Source organism: Streptomyces coacervatus, from assembly GCF_029223485.1.
Taxonomy (GTDB): Bacteria; Actinomycetota; Actinomycetes; order Streptomycetales; family Streptomycetaceae; genus Streptomyces; species Streptomyces coacervatus.
On record NZ_JARHTP010000008.1, the window covers coordinates 50,471 to 63,906 of the forward strand.

Sequence of the window (13,436 nt, forward strand, 5' to 3'; positions counted from 1 at the left end):
CACTTCGGCGGGGAAGCGAGGGCACGGGTGAGCACCGACACCGTGCAGACGGAAGTCATCGACCGGCAGCGCGAGCAGCGCGGCTGGTACTTCTACGACTGGGCGTGCTCCGTCTACTCGACGAGCGTGCTCACCGTGTTCCTGGGCCCCTATCTGACGGCCGTCGCCAAGTCGGCGGCGGACGCCGACGGCTTCGTGCATCCGCTGGGCATCCCGGTGCGGGCCGGCTCGTTCTTCGCGTACTGCGTCTCCGCGTCCGTGATCGTGTCGATCCTCGTGATGCCGCTGGTGGGCGCGGCCGCCGACCGCACCGGGCGGAAGAAACCGCTGCTCGCCGCCTGCGCCTACGTGGGAGCGACGGCCACCACCGGAATGTTCTTCCTCTCCGGTGACCGCTATCTCCTGGGCGGTCTCCTGCTGATCGTCGCCAATTCGTCCGTGGCCGTCTCGATGGTCGTCTACAACTCCTACCTGCCGCAGATCGCACCGCCCGAGGACCGCGACCGGGTCTCGTCGCGCGGCTGGGCCTTCGGCTACGGGGCCGGCTCGTCGATGCTGATCGTGAACCTGGTGCTGTACACCGGGCACGACTCCTTCGGCGTCTCCGAGTCGACGGCGGTCCGCATCTGCCTGGCCTCCGCGGGCCTGTGGTGGGGTGCCTTCACCCTCGTACCGCTGAAGCGGCTGCGAGACCGCCGTACGACGTCCACGGCGCCCGCGGTCCATGGCTGGCGGCAACTGGCATCCACCGTCCGCGACATGCGCGGCAAACCGCTCACCCTGGCCTTCCTCCTCGCCTACCTCATCTACAACGACGGCATCCAGACGGTGATCTCCCAGGCGTCGGTGTACGGCTCTCAGGAGCTGGGCCTGAGCCAGTCCACGCTCATCACGGCCGTGCTGATGGTCCAGGTGCTGGCGGTGGCGGGAGCCCTGGGGATGGGGCGGCTGGCCCGGACGTACGGAGCCAAGCGCACGATCCTCGGCTCGCTGGTGGCGTGGACGGTGACTTTGGCGGCCGGGTACTTCCTGCCGGCCGGGGCACCGGTGTGGTTCTTCGTCCTGGCGTCCGGGATCGGTCTCGTGCTGGGCGGCAGCCAGGCCCTGTCCCGCTCCCTGTTCTCGCATCTGGTCCCGCCCGGCAAGGAAGCCGAGTACTTCTCGGCGTACGAGATGAGCGACCGGGGCATGAGCTGGCTGGGACCGCTTCTGTTCGGGATCACCTACCAGCTGACAGGAAGTTATCGCGACGCGATCATCTCGCTCGTAGCCTTCTTCGTCATCGGATTTGCCCTGCTCGCGCGGGTTCCGGTGCGGCAGGCGATCTTGGATGCGGGCAATCCGGTTCCCGAGAGGATTTAGCACTCGCGGCGAAAGGGCTGTAGTGTACGCGTTTGGCCTGCCAGGCGTACCGTTACTGCGCGTCAAAGATGCCGAAACGCTGGGTGACATCTGCTAGCAGATGTGACAAACCGGGCGCTGGTGGGTACAACAAGGGGCGGCTACGACGGCGACGCATGACCCGGAACGGGACACGGAACGGGAATCTTTACCGCCGACCGGACGTTGACCGGATGACGACGACAGCGACACCTGTCCTGTGGGCGACAAGCCCGGGAGGCACGATTCATGAGTGAGCGAGCTCTTCGCGGCACGCGCCTCGTGGTGACCAGCTACGAGACGGACCGCGGCATCGACCTGGCCCCGCGCCAGGCCGTGGAGTACGCATGCGAGAAGGGGCACCGGTTCGAGATGCCCTTCTCGGTCGAGGCGGAGATCCCGCCGGAGTGGGAGTGCAAGGTCTGCGGGGCCCAGGCACTCCTCGTTGACGGCGACGGCCCTGAGGAAAAGAAGGCCAAGCCCGCGCGTACGCATTGGGACATGCTGATGGAGCGGCGCACCCGCGAGGAACTCGAAGAGGTCCTCGAGGAGCGCCTGGCCGTTCTCCGTTCGGGCGCGATGAACATCGCGGTTCACCCGCGGGACAGCCGCAAGTCGGCTTAGTTCCTGCCGGGGTCGGGCGGACATACAACACACGCAAGCGACTGCGGGCGTCTACGTGGATTCACGTAGACGCCCGCAGTCGTGTGTCGTACGGCGTTCTCGGCGTGCCGGTTCTCGGCCTGCCCGCGTTCAGCGCGTCAGCGGCGGCCGCGGGTCCTGCGGGGCGTCGCCGCCCGGCTCGTCCCTGATGACCTCACCCTGGACGACCTTGCCGTCGGGGCGGTGGATGCGGGCCTGCTGGAAGGCGTCGCCGAAGGTGCCGGGAGCGGCCGCGCGCAGCTTGCGGTCCACGGTGCGCTCGGTGAGGCGGCTCAGCGTCTTCTGGACCGGCGGGATCAGCAGGAGCAGACCCACCGCGTCCGAGATCAGGCCGGGGATCATCAGGAGCAGCCCGCCGAGCATCAGCAGCCCGTTGCCGCCGCCGCTCTGCGGGGCGGTGCCGCGCTGCAGCGCCTCGTTCAGGTTCTGGAAGGCTCGCCGGCCCGCCTTCTTGATCACCGCCGCGCCGAGCACGAAGCCCGCGAGCAGCAGCAGGAACACGGTGAACCCGCTCGACGCGCCCGCGACCACGGTCAGCAGCCAGATCTCCAGCACCAGCCAGGCAGCGACGCCGAGCGGCAGGAAGGTCCGCAGCCGGGAGCGCCGGGGCCGGGCGGGATACGTGGGGGTCGGAGCACCAGTCGTCATGCATCCAGTGTGCCTGGGCCCGGCTCAGTGCGGCATAAGCGAATGATCAACGGGGTCTGTGAGACCGTACACGGGCCCTGTGAGGGCGAATGGCCGCCAGGTGACGGCGGACCGCGGTCAGGACTTCTTGCCGCGGCCCGTGATCTTGCCGACCCGCTCCCCCACGCCCCACGCGGTGACCCGCCAGAGGGCCTCGACGAGGATGTCGCGGCTCATCTTGGAGTCGCCGAGTTCACGCTCGACGAAGGTGATGGGCACCTCGACGACGTGATAGCCGGCCTTCACCGCGCGGCGGGCCAGGTCGACCTGGAAGCAGTAGCCCTGGGAGGAGACCTGGTCGAGGCCGAGGCCCTCGAGGGTCTCGCGACGGAAGGCCCGGTAGCCGCCGGTGATGTCGCGCAGCGGCAGGTCGAGGGCGAGGCGGGAGTAGAGGCTGCCGCCGCGGGAGATGAACTCGCGGCTCTTGGGCCAGTTCACCACCCGGCCGCCGGGCACCCAGCGGGAGCCGAGGACCAGGTCGGCGCTCTTGAGCGCGGTGAGCAGCCGGGGCAGTTCCTCGGGCTGGTGGGAGCCGTCGGCGTCCATCTCGACCAGGACGCCGTAGCCGTTGTCCAGGCCCCAGCGGAAGCCGGCGAGGTAGGCGGCGCCCAAGCCTTCCTTGCCCTTGCGGTGCAGGACCTGCACGTGGTCGTCCTCGGCGGCCAGCTCGTCGGCGAGCTTGCCGGTGCCGTCCGGGCTGTTGTCGTCGGCCACGAGGACGTGCGCCTCGGGGACCGCCTTCCGTACCCGGCCGACGATGGACTTGATGTTCTCCGCCTCGTTGTAGGTCGGAATGATCACCAAGGCCGTGCCGAGCGGGCCGAACTGCCTCCCCTGGGCCTTTGCCGCGAGGGTCCCGTCGCCGTCGTTCACTGCTGCCCCTTTGCCCCTTCGTGTCCGTACGCAGGCGTCCACCATAGTGGCCACGGCCTGCGATGACGCGACAAGACGTTCGTATAGTGGTGTCGATTCCACAAGAGCGGGGTAAGAACGCACTTTTGGACACGTTCGTGGATCTACGGGAGGGGGCCCGGCGCCCTTCGGGCCGACCTGGGGCCCGCTGGCTGCGGGTCGACCGAAAGCCGTTGTCTACTGAGCCCGGGCCCCACCCGGGTCACACCTCCCCGACCGGCCGGAACGTTCCCCCGTCGCGGCGCGGGCGCTGAGCCTGGCTCCCAGTGGCGGTGCCCCGGTGCGGCACACCGCCCCTGACCCAGCTGCGCTGCGACGAGTGCGCGGAAGTTCCCCGGTCGGGCGTCCGGTGGTGGACTCGGCCGAACCTACCGGCCCCCTGCCGTCGGCTGTCAACAGCCGTTTGACCTGCGGATCTTCCGCCGATGCCCTGGTCAGGGCGGAGGATACGCAGGTCGTGCGACGCCGCGGTGGGCGACGATCGGCGCCGCGCCACCCCGGGAGATCACTCGCCCGGCCGTACGAACACCGTCCGTCCGCCGACCACGGTGCGCAGGCAGACCGGGAGGTCGCGGCCGGGGCCGAGGTCGGGCAGGCCGGGGGTGCCGGAGCGGGGGTCGGTGGACCAGCGGGCGACGCGGTCGTCGGGGGCCTGGACCACCAGTTCGCCGGTGCGCCACACGGCGTAGTCGGCCGGGGCGCCCGGCACCAGGACACCCGCGTCGTCCCGCCCGATCGCCCGCCAGCCGCCGCGTGTGTGGGCGGTGAAGGCGGCGCGCACGGAGACCCGGTGCTCGGGCGTGCGGTGGAAGGCGGCGGCGCGGACCGTGCCCCACGGGTCGAGCGGCGTGACCGGGCTGTCGGAGCCGAACGCGAGGGGGACGCCGGCCCTGAGCAGGGCTGCGAAGGGGTTCAGGGTGCGGGCCCGTCCGGTGCCCAGGCGCTGGGCGTACATGCCGTCCTCGCCGCCCCACAGCGCGTCGAAGGCGGGCTGGACGGAGGCGGTCAGGCCCAGTTCGGCGAAGGCCGCGATCGTCTCCGGGGTGAGCATCTCGGCGTGTTCGACGCGGTGACGGGCGGCGCGGACGCGGGCCAGGCCGACCTTCTCGGCGGCGGCGCGCACTCCTTCCACGACCGTGGCCACGGCCGCGTCCCCGATCGCGTGGAAGCCCGCCTGGAGGCCTGCCTCGGTGCAGGCGACGACGTGCGCGCCGACCGCGGCAGCGTCCAGGTAGGCGGTGCCGGTGTGGTCGGCGTCGGTGTACGGCTCGTGCAGGCAGGCGGTGTGCGAGCCGAGGGCGCCGTCGACGAAGAGGTCGCCGGCCGCACCGACCGCGCCCAGCTCGCGCGCCTTGTCGACATCCTGCTCCGCCCAGTAACCGACGACCCGCGGGCCCGGCTCCCCGGCGGCGAGGCGCAGTAGGTCCGTGAAGTCGTCCTCGGAGGAGATCTCCGGGCCGGCGCACTCGTGGACCGACCCGATACCCAGGGAGGCGGCGCGCGCGAGCGCGGTCCGCTGGGCCTCGGCGCGCTGGGCCGGCGTCACTACTGCGAATGCGGCGGCGCGTACGGCGTGGTGGGCGTCGGCGGTCAGCGGCCCGTCCACCGTGCCGAGACCGGGGGCCAGGTCGAGCAGGGCTGTGGTGACGACCGCCGAGTGGACGTCGATACGGGAGAGGTAGAGGGGGCGGCCGCCGGTGGCCTCGTCAAGTTCCGCGCGCGCCGGGGGGCGGCCGCCGGGCCAGCGGGCGGCGTCCCAGCCGTGCCCGAGCAGCACCTTGTCCTGCGGGCGGGCCGCCGCGAAGTCCCGTACCAGCGCGAGGGCCGCCTCCAGGGAAAGTGCATCGGACAGGTCCAGGCCGGTGAGCGCGAGGCCGGTGGATGTGGTGTGCACGTGGGCGTCGGTGAACGCCGGGGTGACGAGCGCGCCGTCCAGGTCGACCACCTCGTCGACCCCGTCCGCAAAGGCGTCGGCGGCGCCCTCGGAACCGACCCAGGCGACCTGGCCGCGCTCCACGACCATCGCGGTCGCGAAGGGGTCGGCGGGGCTGTGTACCTCTCCGCGGCGGAGGAGGACGGTGGTCGGCTCGGGGGTGCGCTCACTCATGGGGACCAGTCTCGCGTGTCCTCTGGACCACTTTGCACGAGGGGCGCCGCCAACGTCCCTGCAAGGGGCGCGGGGCTGCACCAATATGCGGCTCCGCCGCGTGGGCGCGACAAGCCCCACCGACCCGCGCCCGACGAGCGAGCAATAACGCTCAGATCCGCGGCGGCCGCGCCTCATAGGGCGTCGACAGAACCACCGTCGTCCGGGTCGAGACCCCGGCCAAGGTCCGCAACCGCGCCAGCAGCTCCTCCAGCTCGTGCGGGGTGGCCACCCGTACCTTGAGGATGTAGTTCTCGTCGCCCGCGACGCTGTGACAGGCCTCGATCTCGGGGACCCCGGCCAGGCGGTCCGCGATGTCGTCGGGGGCGCTGGGATCGAACGGTTTGACCGAGATGAACGCCGTCATGGGCAACCCGACGGCCTCGGGGTCGACCACCGCGGCATAGCCGCGAATGACGCCACGCTGTTCCAGCCGGCGCACCCGCTGGTGCACGGCCGACGTGGACAGGCCCGTGGCCTTGCCCAGGTCTGTGTAGCTCATCCGCCCGTCCTTGACGAGCAGCTGCACGATTTGACGGTCCAGCTCCTCCATGACGCAAGAACTTACAGTGCGCTTGATCTCCCCGGATACCTGAGCCGCCCAGGTCATACCCGCTTTGTGATGTGCCCGAGAGCTGCCCGTGAGCGGCCTGTGAGCCGTCTGAGGGACAAAACGTCCGCCGCGGGCACCTGCGGGCGGCATGTGACGAAGGACACAGCCGCCGCGACGTCTCCGTGATGTTCTCGTGATTACCGCCGAGACGGGGCGGGAAGTGCTTGCTGTGGTCGAGGCCGCAGTGCCTGAACGGCCCAGCCCGAGGGGGAGAATCCATGCAGAGTCTTAAGCGCCCTGGTCGAACCGCACCCAAGCGGCTCCAGGCGGTCGTCGAGCCCGAGCCGGAGGGCGTCGAACCCGACGCCTTCGAGGACGAACTCGACGCGTACGACACCTTCGAGATGTACCGGGTGATCTGCCCGGACTGCGCGCAGCCCATCGCCCTGCTGGCGGACGAGGCGGTCCTGCCGGAGCACGCACTGTGCGCCTCGCCGTGGAACCCGTTCGGGCTCACGGTCTGCGCCGGTACAGGCCGCAGGGCGGCCGAGGCCCGCTCCGCGGACGAGTCGGCCAAGGCCCAGGAGCAGGACACGGCCCTCCTGTTGACGCTCCCTCAGGGACTCGACTGGCGGACGCAGCCGTTCTCGCACGTCGGCGGCCCGGGCTCGCGCCCGATGCGCGTGCCGGCGATGCGCCGTCAGGCCGCCTGAACCGCCTCGCTCAATCCCAGTAGCTGCCCTGCACCATGGCCCGCAGACTGCCGTGGTGCAGGATCAGTGTGTCCGGATCCGCCGGGACGGCCGCCTCGCCGAAGTGCACCTGCCGATAGGCGACGCGCAGCATCACGATCGCGTGCCGCAGGGCGGCGTAGAGGGTGTGGAAGTCCATGTCGCGCGGTGTGTGGCCGGTGAGTTCGGCGTAGCGGGCCTCGACCCGGTCGCGGCGCAGGAAGTCCGGCAGACCGCGCTGCCCGAAGGCGACCGTCAGGTCCTGGAAGAAGCGGTGCAGGTACACGGTCCAACCCAGATCGACCTCGCGCGGGGCCAGGGCCGCCATCTCCCAGTCGAGGACGGCCGCGGGCTCGAAGCCGTCGTAGACGACGTTCCCGATGCGCGCGTCGCCCCAGTTGAGCACCGGTGGGCCCGGATTGCGGGGCCAGAGCTGCTCCAGCCGGTCGAAGGCGGCCTCGATGAGCGGTGAGCGGGTGCGTCCGTCGACGACCCAGTCGTAGTAGGCGCGTTGGGCCGTGACATGGCGGCGGAGGGCATCACCCTCGCCCGGGAACACGAGGAACTCGGCCTCCTCGGGCGGCACTTGGTCGTGCAGCCGGGCCAGCAGCCCGATCGAGGCCGCCTCCAGGTGTGCACGGTCGGCATCGCTCGCCGCGTGCAGCCAGTTGCCCTCGTACGTGTAGGGCATCACATCGGGCGGCACGCGTCCCTCGACGCGCTCCATCACGAAGAACGGTGCCCCGAGCGGGCCGGGATCCTCCTCCAGCCACAGCACCTTCGGCACGGGGAGGTCCGAATACTGCGCCACTACACGCATCGTGCGGTACTGACGCGGCATGTCGTACACCGGGAAGACGGTGTACGCCGCGGGGTCCGCGGCGAGTCTCAACGCGCAGGCTGGGAGCACCTCCCGCTCGAGCGAAGCCGAGAGTGGGGGAGGATGGTTCGGGTGTTCGACGTCGAAGAGCAGTGTCTCGCTGGACATGCCGTTGGACTCGGGGACGGTGACGCCGACCGCCTTGGCGCCGGGCAGACGGGTGCCGAGCCAGGCGGTGAGGCGGCGGGCGATGTCCTCCGGGTCACGGGTGGTGGTGCGGGGGCGGGGTGCCGTGGGTGCCATGTCACATACCACCTAGGGTGCGACCGACTTGAAGTCCGTGAACCCGCTCGGGTCGTGCCGCCCGAACGAGCCGTGCTCGAAGATGCCGTGCCCGACCCGGCCGTCCAGCCGGAAGCGGGCGGCATGGTCGGTGACCCCGTAGGCGGCCAGGGCGTGCGGCTGCGACAGGTCGTAGGTACGGCGGTCCGCCCAGCCGCGGCCGCGCCAGGTGCCGTGCTGCCAGTCGTCGGCGGGCGGGTAGCCGGCCCCGACGGCGAGCGGCGAGGAGGTGAGGATCTCGACCTCCAGCTGCTGCGGTTTGCGGAGGTCCCCCAGGTGGATCAGGGCGCGTTCCGGATCCCGGGTGCCGGAGCGGTAGGTGATCTCGGGCTGGGGCCAGCCGAGTTGGCGGTCGCGGTGGCCGGGGCGGACCAGGGTGGCGTCGTTCAGTGTGCGGTAGCCGTCGGCGTCCTCCTGGACGACGACCATGAGGAACCGGTCCTCGAAGCGGACCGGGCACCACAGCCAGTGGAAGCCCTCGGTCGGGTGCTCCTGCGCCAGTCGGCCGCCCTCCTCCCCCGGTATGGGCCGCACGCCCCAGCTGCGGTCGCGGGTGCCGGTCCACCCACCGGCGGTGACCCGGAACTCCTCACCGGCGGCGCGCACGACCCCCTCGGCGCTGCCCGCCTGGACGAAGCGGCGTCCTTCGAGGGTGAGCCGGTCGCCGCGGCGCTGGACGTGGTGGGGTTCCCACAGGGCAGGGAAGCCGGCGGTCCAGGTGAGGTCGTATGACAAGAAGTCGTCATCGCCCACCAGCCGCAGCCGTCGCAGCGGCTCCTCGACCTCGATCCTGAGCGGGCCTACGGCGAGCCGCATACGGTCCTCGCCCAGGGCGTCCGAGGCGCGCACCGCGTGCAGGGTGTCCCCGGTCCGCAGGGTCGCGTACGCGTCGATCACGCCGAGGTTGGGATACACCCCGAGACCCACGATCAGCAGTGCGCGCCCCTCGTGGTCGAGGACGTGGAAGATGCAGCGGTCGTAGGCGTTCCGGTCCCCGGTGGCCACGTGCTTCATGGACAGGGGGACCTGGTGCACGGGGTACTCGTCGAGTGGTACGGGGCGGTCGTCGGCCACGCCAAACCTCCCTGGGGACGGCTGAGCTGACGGTACGTCAGACAGCTGGCGGTGGCCAGAGAGGGAGCCGGACGTCCGGGAACTCACGCTCGATTCCGCGGATGGGTGACCTGTCCGCCTAGCTCCGCGTTGCCCTGGTATGACCCCCACCTACGCCGTGATCGGGCGTCAGCGCCGAGTGTTCGTTCCGCCGCCCGCAGGAACGGTTCCGCCGGTGCCGCCGCACCTGCAGGATCCGCCGATCTACCGCGATCTGTTGCGCGCCTGGGCCGACCGGGGCCGCACCCTGCCGGGCCGCCACGACCCGGAGTGGGTCAGGCTGGTGGCCCCGCAGGTGACAACGGGCCAGTTCAGCGCGTTTCCGGACCCGCGAGGTGACGGGCGATGACCATGCGCTGGATCTGGTTGGTGCCCTCGACGATCTGCAGGACCTTGGCCTCGCGCATATAGCGCTCGACCGGGAAGTCCGCGGTGTAGCCGTACCCGCCGAGGACCTGGACGGCGTCCGTGGTCACCTTCATCGCGGTGTCCGTGCAGTGCAGCTTGGCCATGGCCGCCTGCTTGGCGAACGGCCGCCCCGCGTCGCGCAGCCGCGCCGCCGCCAGATACAGGGCCCGGCCCGCCTCGATCTGGGTCGCCATGTCGGCGAGCATGAAGCGCAGCCCCTGGAAGTCGGCGATGGGCCGCCCGAACTGCTGCCGCCCGGTGGCATACGCGACCGCCTCGTCCAGCGCCGCCTGGGCGAGGCCGATCGCACAGGCCGCGATGCCGAGCCGGCCCGAGTCGAGCGAGGCCAGCGCGATCGCGAAGCCCTGCCCCTCGTCACCGAGGCGCCGCTCGTCCGGGACACGCACCTCGTCGAGGTGGACCTGGGCGGTGGGCGAGCCCTTCATCCCCATCTTCTTCTCGGGCACCGCACCGCTCAGCCCCTCGGCGTCGCCGGGGACCAGGAAGGCGGTGATGCCACGCGGCCCCTCCTCCCCCGTCCGGGCCATCACCGTGTAGAAGTCGGCGATCCCGCCGTGCGTGATCCAGGCCTTGGTGCCGGTGATCACCCAGTCGGCGCCGTCACGGACCGCCTTCGTACGGAGGGAGGCGGCATCGGAGCCGGACGACGGCTCGGAGAGGCAGTACGCACCCAGCAGCCCTCCGCCGAGCATCGCCGGCAGGTGCTCGACCTGCTGTTCCTTGGTGCCATAGGCGGCAAGGGCGTAGGAGGCGAGCGTGTGCACGCTGACGCCGAGGCCGACGGTGAGGCGGGCCGCGGCGAGCTCCTCGAGGACCTGGAGGTAGACCTCGTACGGCTGGTCGCCGCCGCCGTACTCGGAGTCGTACGGCAGGCCGAGCAGTCCCGACTCCGACAGCAGCGTGAAGACCTCGCGCGGGAAGCGTCCGGCGTCCTCCTCCTCGGCCGCCTTCGGGGCGATCTCGCGCTGGGCGATGTCACGGACGAGCGAGATCAGATCCCGGGCCTCGTCCGTGGGCAGTTGACGGTCCACCGGCTGCGGGGCGCGGTCGGGCATGGCGACGCTCTCCTCCCTGTTCGGGCACGGGCGGACGTGCGCCCTGGGTGGGGGCGACTCCGCCGGGTCTTTCTCGGGCCGGCCGATGCTCGCTCTCCCGGGTCTCGGAAGCTGCTGACCAGCGGCTGTGCGCTGTGAGTATGCCCGATCGCAGGCATCCCGTCACCAGTTAACGACCGCTTACTTCAAGAATATCCCGGCCCGGCTCGAACCCCGGCCGAATTGCCGCGGAATTGGTCCGCACCATTGACCGAACTGGTCTAGTCCTCCTACTGTTCCTGACCAACGCTTTACCGCGTTCATGCCAATCGGCGCGCGTTCCCCTCTCCCCCACGAGGAGACACCCGATGCACATTCCGCACCGTCCCCGCGCCTCCTTAGGGGCGCTCGTCTCGGCCGCGTGTTGCGCGGTCCTCGGCGCCGGGCTGCTGGCCGGCGCTGGCACCGCCTCCGCCTCCGCCAAGCCGTCCGCCCAGGAAGCAGCGGGCTCCAAGGTCGTCGGCTACTTCACCGAATGGGGCACCTACGACCGCAAGTACTACGTCAAGAACATCGAGACGTCCGGCTCGGCGGCCGAACTCACGCACATCAACTACGCCTTCGGCAACGTCACCAGCGGCAAGTGCGCGATGGGCGACTCGTACGCGGCGACCGACCGGGCGTACACCGCGGCCGAGTCGGTGGACGGTGTCGCCGACACCTGGGACCAGCCGCTGCGCGGCAACTTCAACCAGCTGCTGAAGCTGAAGAAGAAGCACCCTGGGCTCAAGGTCCTCTGGTCCTTCGGCGGCTGGACCTGGTCGAGCGGTTTCGGCGAGGCCGCGAAGAACCCGGCCGCGTTCGCCCAGTCCTGCTACGACCTGGTGAAGAACTCCAAGTGGGCGGGCGTCTTCGACGGCATCGACATCGACTGGGAGTACCCGAACGCCTGCGGCAACAGCTGCGACACCAGCGGCCGGGAGGCCTTCAAGAACCTGATGGGGGCGCTGCGTTCGAAGTTCGGGAGCAGTGCACTGGTCACCGCGGCGATCACCGCCGACGCCACCGGCGGGGGCAAGATCGACGCGGCGGACTATGCGGGCGCGGCGCAGTACGTGAACTGGTACAACCCGATGACGTACGACTACTTCGGCGCCTGGGACGCGACCGGCCCGACGGCCCCGCACTCCCCTCTGAACTCCTACTCCGGCATACCGAAGGCGAACTTCTACACCTCGGCGACCATCGCCAAGCTCAAGGGCCTCGGCATCCCGGCCTCGAAGCTGCTGCTGGGCATCGGTTTCTACGGCCGCGGGTGGACCGGAGTCACCCAGGCGGCACCCGGCGGCACGGCGACCGGCCCGGCGGCGGGGACGTACGAGCAGGGCATCGACGACTACAAGGTGCTCAAGACCAAGTGCCCGGCGACCGGCACGGTGGGCGGCAACGCCTACGCCAAGTGCGGGAACAACTGGTGGAGTTACGACACGCCCGCGACCATCGGCACCAAGATGACGTACAAGAACCAGCAGGGCCTCGGCGGCACGTTCTTCTGGGAGCTGAGCGGGGACACCGCGAACGGTGAGCTGATCAAGGCCATCAACTGACCACAGCGGTACGGTACTTGGGGCGGGGGCGCGGGAGCCTCCGCCCCTCGCTCATGCGTCCCGGCGGGCCGGGGCCGGAGTGGGGTAGGCCGGGTCCAGTTCCTCGATGGCGCGCAGGGCGCCGCCGAGCGTCTTGACCAGGAGTTCGCGCATCTGCTCGCGGGAGAGCTGGGGGCGGTCGATCCAGTCGAGGGTGGCGCCCTCCACACCGCACACCCAGGAGAACAGGCCCATGCGGGCGAGCGGGGCGATGTCCGTGCGGCCGTACGCCCCTTCGGCGACGGTCGCCACTATCGCGTCGCGCACGCCGTCCCGGATGGCGTGCACCTCGGCATCGAAGCCGACGCCGCCGCTGACGATCGCACGGAAGGCGGCCTGGTTCTGCTCGGCGTAGCGCAGATAGCCCTCCATCGTGCGATGGACCCGGTCCAGCTGCTCCAGTTCGATCTCGCTCGCCGCGAAGGTGACCAGGTCGGCGACCGAGTCGTTGATGATCGCCAGGTAGTAGCCGCGCTTGGACTGGAAGTAGTAGTAGATCAGTCCCTTGGCGACATGCGCCTGCCGCGCGATGTCGTCCATCGAGAGCGCGTCGTACGACCTGTCGGCGAACAACTTCCGCCCGATGGCGATGAGTTCGGCGCGGCGCGCCAGCGAGCGCTCGGTGCCTCGGGCCCGGGGTCGGGTGGCGTCGCTCTGTTCGCTGATCTTCAATTTCGACCCTGGTCTCGGGCAGGTTGCGGGACATCCGCAGTATGTCAGAACAACAACGTCCACTCGTTCGAGTCCGATCGACGAGTGGGCGCAGGGGAGACAGCGTTCTGCCTGCGTCGAATCACAGCAGGCCGAGCTGGGCGACGAGCATCGCGACGACCACGACGAGGGTCCAGCCCATGATGTGTTCGAGGATTTTCGGGCCGTCGTCCTTGGGGCCGCCGGTGCGGGTGCGGGCGGCGGTCGCCGAGTGTGCGGTCATGGTGTCTCGCTGAGGTCGGGCGTGCGGTGGACTCCCCCCAGGGTTC

At 70.5% G+C, this 13,436-nt stretch carries 14 protein-coding genes; 5 read left to right on the forward strand and 9 right to left on the reverse strand.

Translation table 11 applies throughout. The annotated features are described in order from the left end of the window. Positions 1 to 27 precede the first annotated feature (27 nt). Both P2Q00_RS20525 and P2Q00_RS20530 read left to right on the forward strand, forming a co-directional pair. The gene (locus P2Q00_RS20525; RefSeq protein WP_275774074.1) at positions 28 to 1,362 is read left to right on the forward strand and encodes an MFS transporter; all 1,335 of its coding nucleotides are present in this window, start codon (positions 28 to 30) and stop codon (positions 1,360 to 1,362) included. A gap of 267 nt (positions 1,363 to 1,629) precedes the next feature. Continuing rightward, the gene (locus P2Q00_RS20530) at positions 1,630 to 2,004 is read left to right on the forward strand and encodes an RNA polymerase-binding protein RbpA (protein WP_003977404.1); all 375 of its coding nucleotides are present in this window, start codon (positions 1,630 to 1,632) and stop codon (positions 2,002 to 2,004) included. A 129-nt stretch (positions 2,005 to 2,133) separates the two neighbouring features. On the opposite strand, the gene fxsA is transcribed toward P2Q00_RS20530, so the two are convergent. The 4 genes from fxsA to P2Q00_RS20550 form a co-directional block, all read right to left on the reverse strand. After that, positions 2,134 to 2,691: an FxsA family membrane protein gene (gene fxsA / locus P2Q00_RS20535; protein ID WP_275774076.1), complete on the reverse strand. Its 558-nt coding sequence runs from the start codon at positions 2,689 to 2,691 to the stop codon at positions 2,134 to 2,136. A 117-nt stretch (positions 2,692 to 2,808) separates the two neighbouring features. Then, positions 2,809 to 3,603: a polyprenol monophosphomannose synthase gene (locus P2Q00_RS20540; protein WP_275774077.1), complete on the reverse strand. Its 795-nt coding sequence runs from the start codon at positions 3,601 to 3,603 to the stop codon at positions 2,809 to 2,811. Between the two features lie 544 nt (positions 3,604 to 4,147). Further along, positions 4,148 to 5,749, reverse strand: coding sequence for an amidohydrolase (locus tag P2Q00_RS20545; RefSeq protein ID WP_275774078.1), 1,602 nt, complete (start codon positions 5,747 to 5,749; stop codon positions 4,148 to 4,150). Between the two features lie 151 nt (positions 5,750 to 5,900). Continuing rightward, positions 5,901 to 6,341 (reverse strand): Lrp/AsnC family transcriptional regulator, encoded by a 441-nt coding sequence (locus P2Q00_RS20550; protein ID WP_121888443.1) that lies wholly within the window; start codon positions 6,339 to 6,341, stop codon positions 5,901 to 5,903. A gap of 278 nt (positions 6,342 to 6,619) precedes the next feature. On the opposite strand from P2Q00_RS20550, the gene P2Q00_RS20555 reads away from it, so the two are divergent. Next, positions 6,620 to 7,054: a hypothetical protein gene (locus P2Q00_RS20555; protein ID WP_275774079.1), complete on the forward strand. Its 435-nt coding sequence runs from the start codon at positions 6,620 to 6,622 to the stop codon at positions 7,052 to 7,054. Positions 7,055 to 7,064: 10 nt separating this feature from the next. Here P2Q00_RS20555 and P2Q00_RS20560 read toward each other — a convergent pair whose 3' ends face one another. Further along, on the reverse strand, positions 7,065 to 8,195 hold the full coding sequence (locus P2Q00_RS20560) for a phosphotransferase family protein (RefSeq protein WP_275774080.1): 1,131 nt from the start codon (positions 8,193 to 8,195) through the stop codon (positions 7,065 to 7,067). Positions 8,196 to 8,207: 12 nt separating this feature from the next. Then, a complete protein-coding gene (locus tag P2Q00_RS20565) occupies positions 8,208 to 9,308 on the reverse strand; it encodes an Rv3169 family protein (RefSeq protein WP_275774081.1) in 1,101 nt (366 codons plus the stop codon). A gap of 139 nt (positions 9,309 to 9,447) precedes the next feature. On the opposite strand from P2Q00_RS20565, the gene P2Q00_RS51135 reads away from it, so the two are divergent. Next, positions 9,448 to 9,696 carry a hypothetical protein gene (locus tag P2Q00_RS51135; protein ID WP_275774082.1) on the forward strand — a complete coding sequence of 83 codons (249 nt, stop codon included), beginning with the start codon at positions 9,448 to 9,450 and terminating at the stop codon, positions 9,694 to 9,696. On the opposite strand, the gene P2Q00_RS20575 is transcribed toward P2Q00_RS51135, so the two are convergent. After that, positions 9,659 to 10,831 (reverse strand): acyl-CoA dehydrogenase family protein, encoded by a 1,173-nt coding sequence (locus tag P2Q00_RS20575; protein WP_275774083.1) that lies wholly within the window; start codon positions 10,829 to 10,831, stop codon positions 9,659 to 9,661. The two genes, P2Q00_RS51135 and P2Q00_RS20575, sit on opposite strands and share 38 nt — an antisense overlap. A gap of 347 nt (positions 10,832 to 11,178) precedes the next feature. On the opposite strand from P2Q00_RS20575, the gene P2Q00_RS20580 reads away from it, so the two are divergent. After that, a complete protein-coding gene (locus P2Q00_RS20580) occupies positions 11,179 to 12,417 on the forward strand; it encodes a glycoside hydrolase family 18 protein (protein ID WP_275774084.1) in 1,239 nt (412 codons plus the stop codon). 51 nt (positions 12,418 to 12,468) lie between these two features. Here the strand turns inward: P2Q00_RS20580 and P2Q00_RS20585 are convergent, their stop codons facing one another. Next, on the reverse strand, positions 12,469 to 13,128 hold the full coding sequence (locus tag P2Q00_RS20585) for a TetR/AcrR family transcriptional regulator (RefSeq protein WP_275774086.1): 660 nt from the start codon (positions 13,126 to 13,128) through the stop codon (positions 12,469 to 12,471). Between the two features lie 121 nt (positions 13,129 to 13,249). Further along, complete coding sequence (locus P2Q00_RS20590; RefSeq protein ID WP_275774087.1) at positions 13,250 to 13,390, reverse strand: SCO1431 family membrane protein; 141 nt, start codon at positions 13,388 to 13,390, stop codon at positions 13,250 to 13,252. Positions 13,391 to 13,436 lie beyond the last annotated feature (46 nt).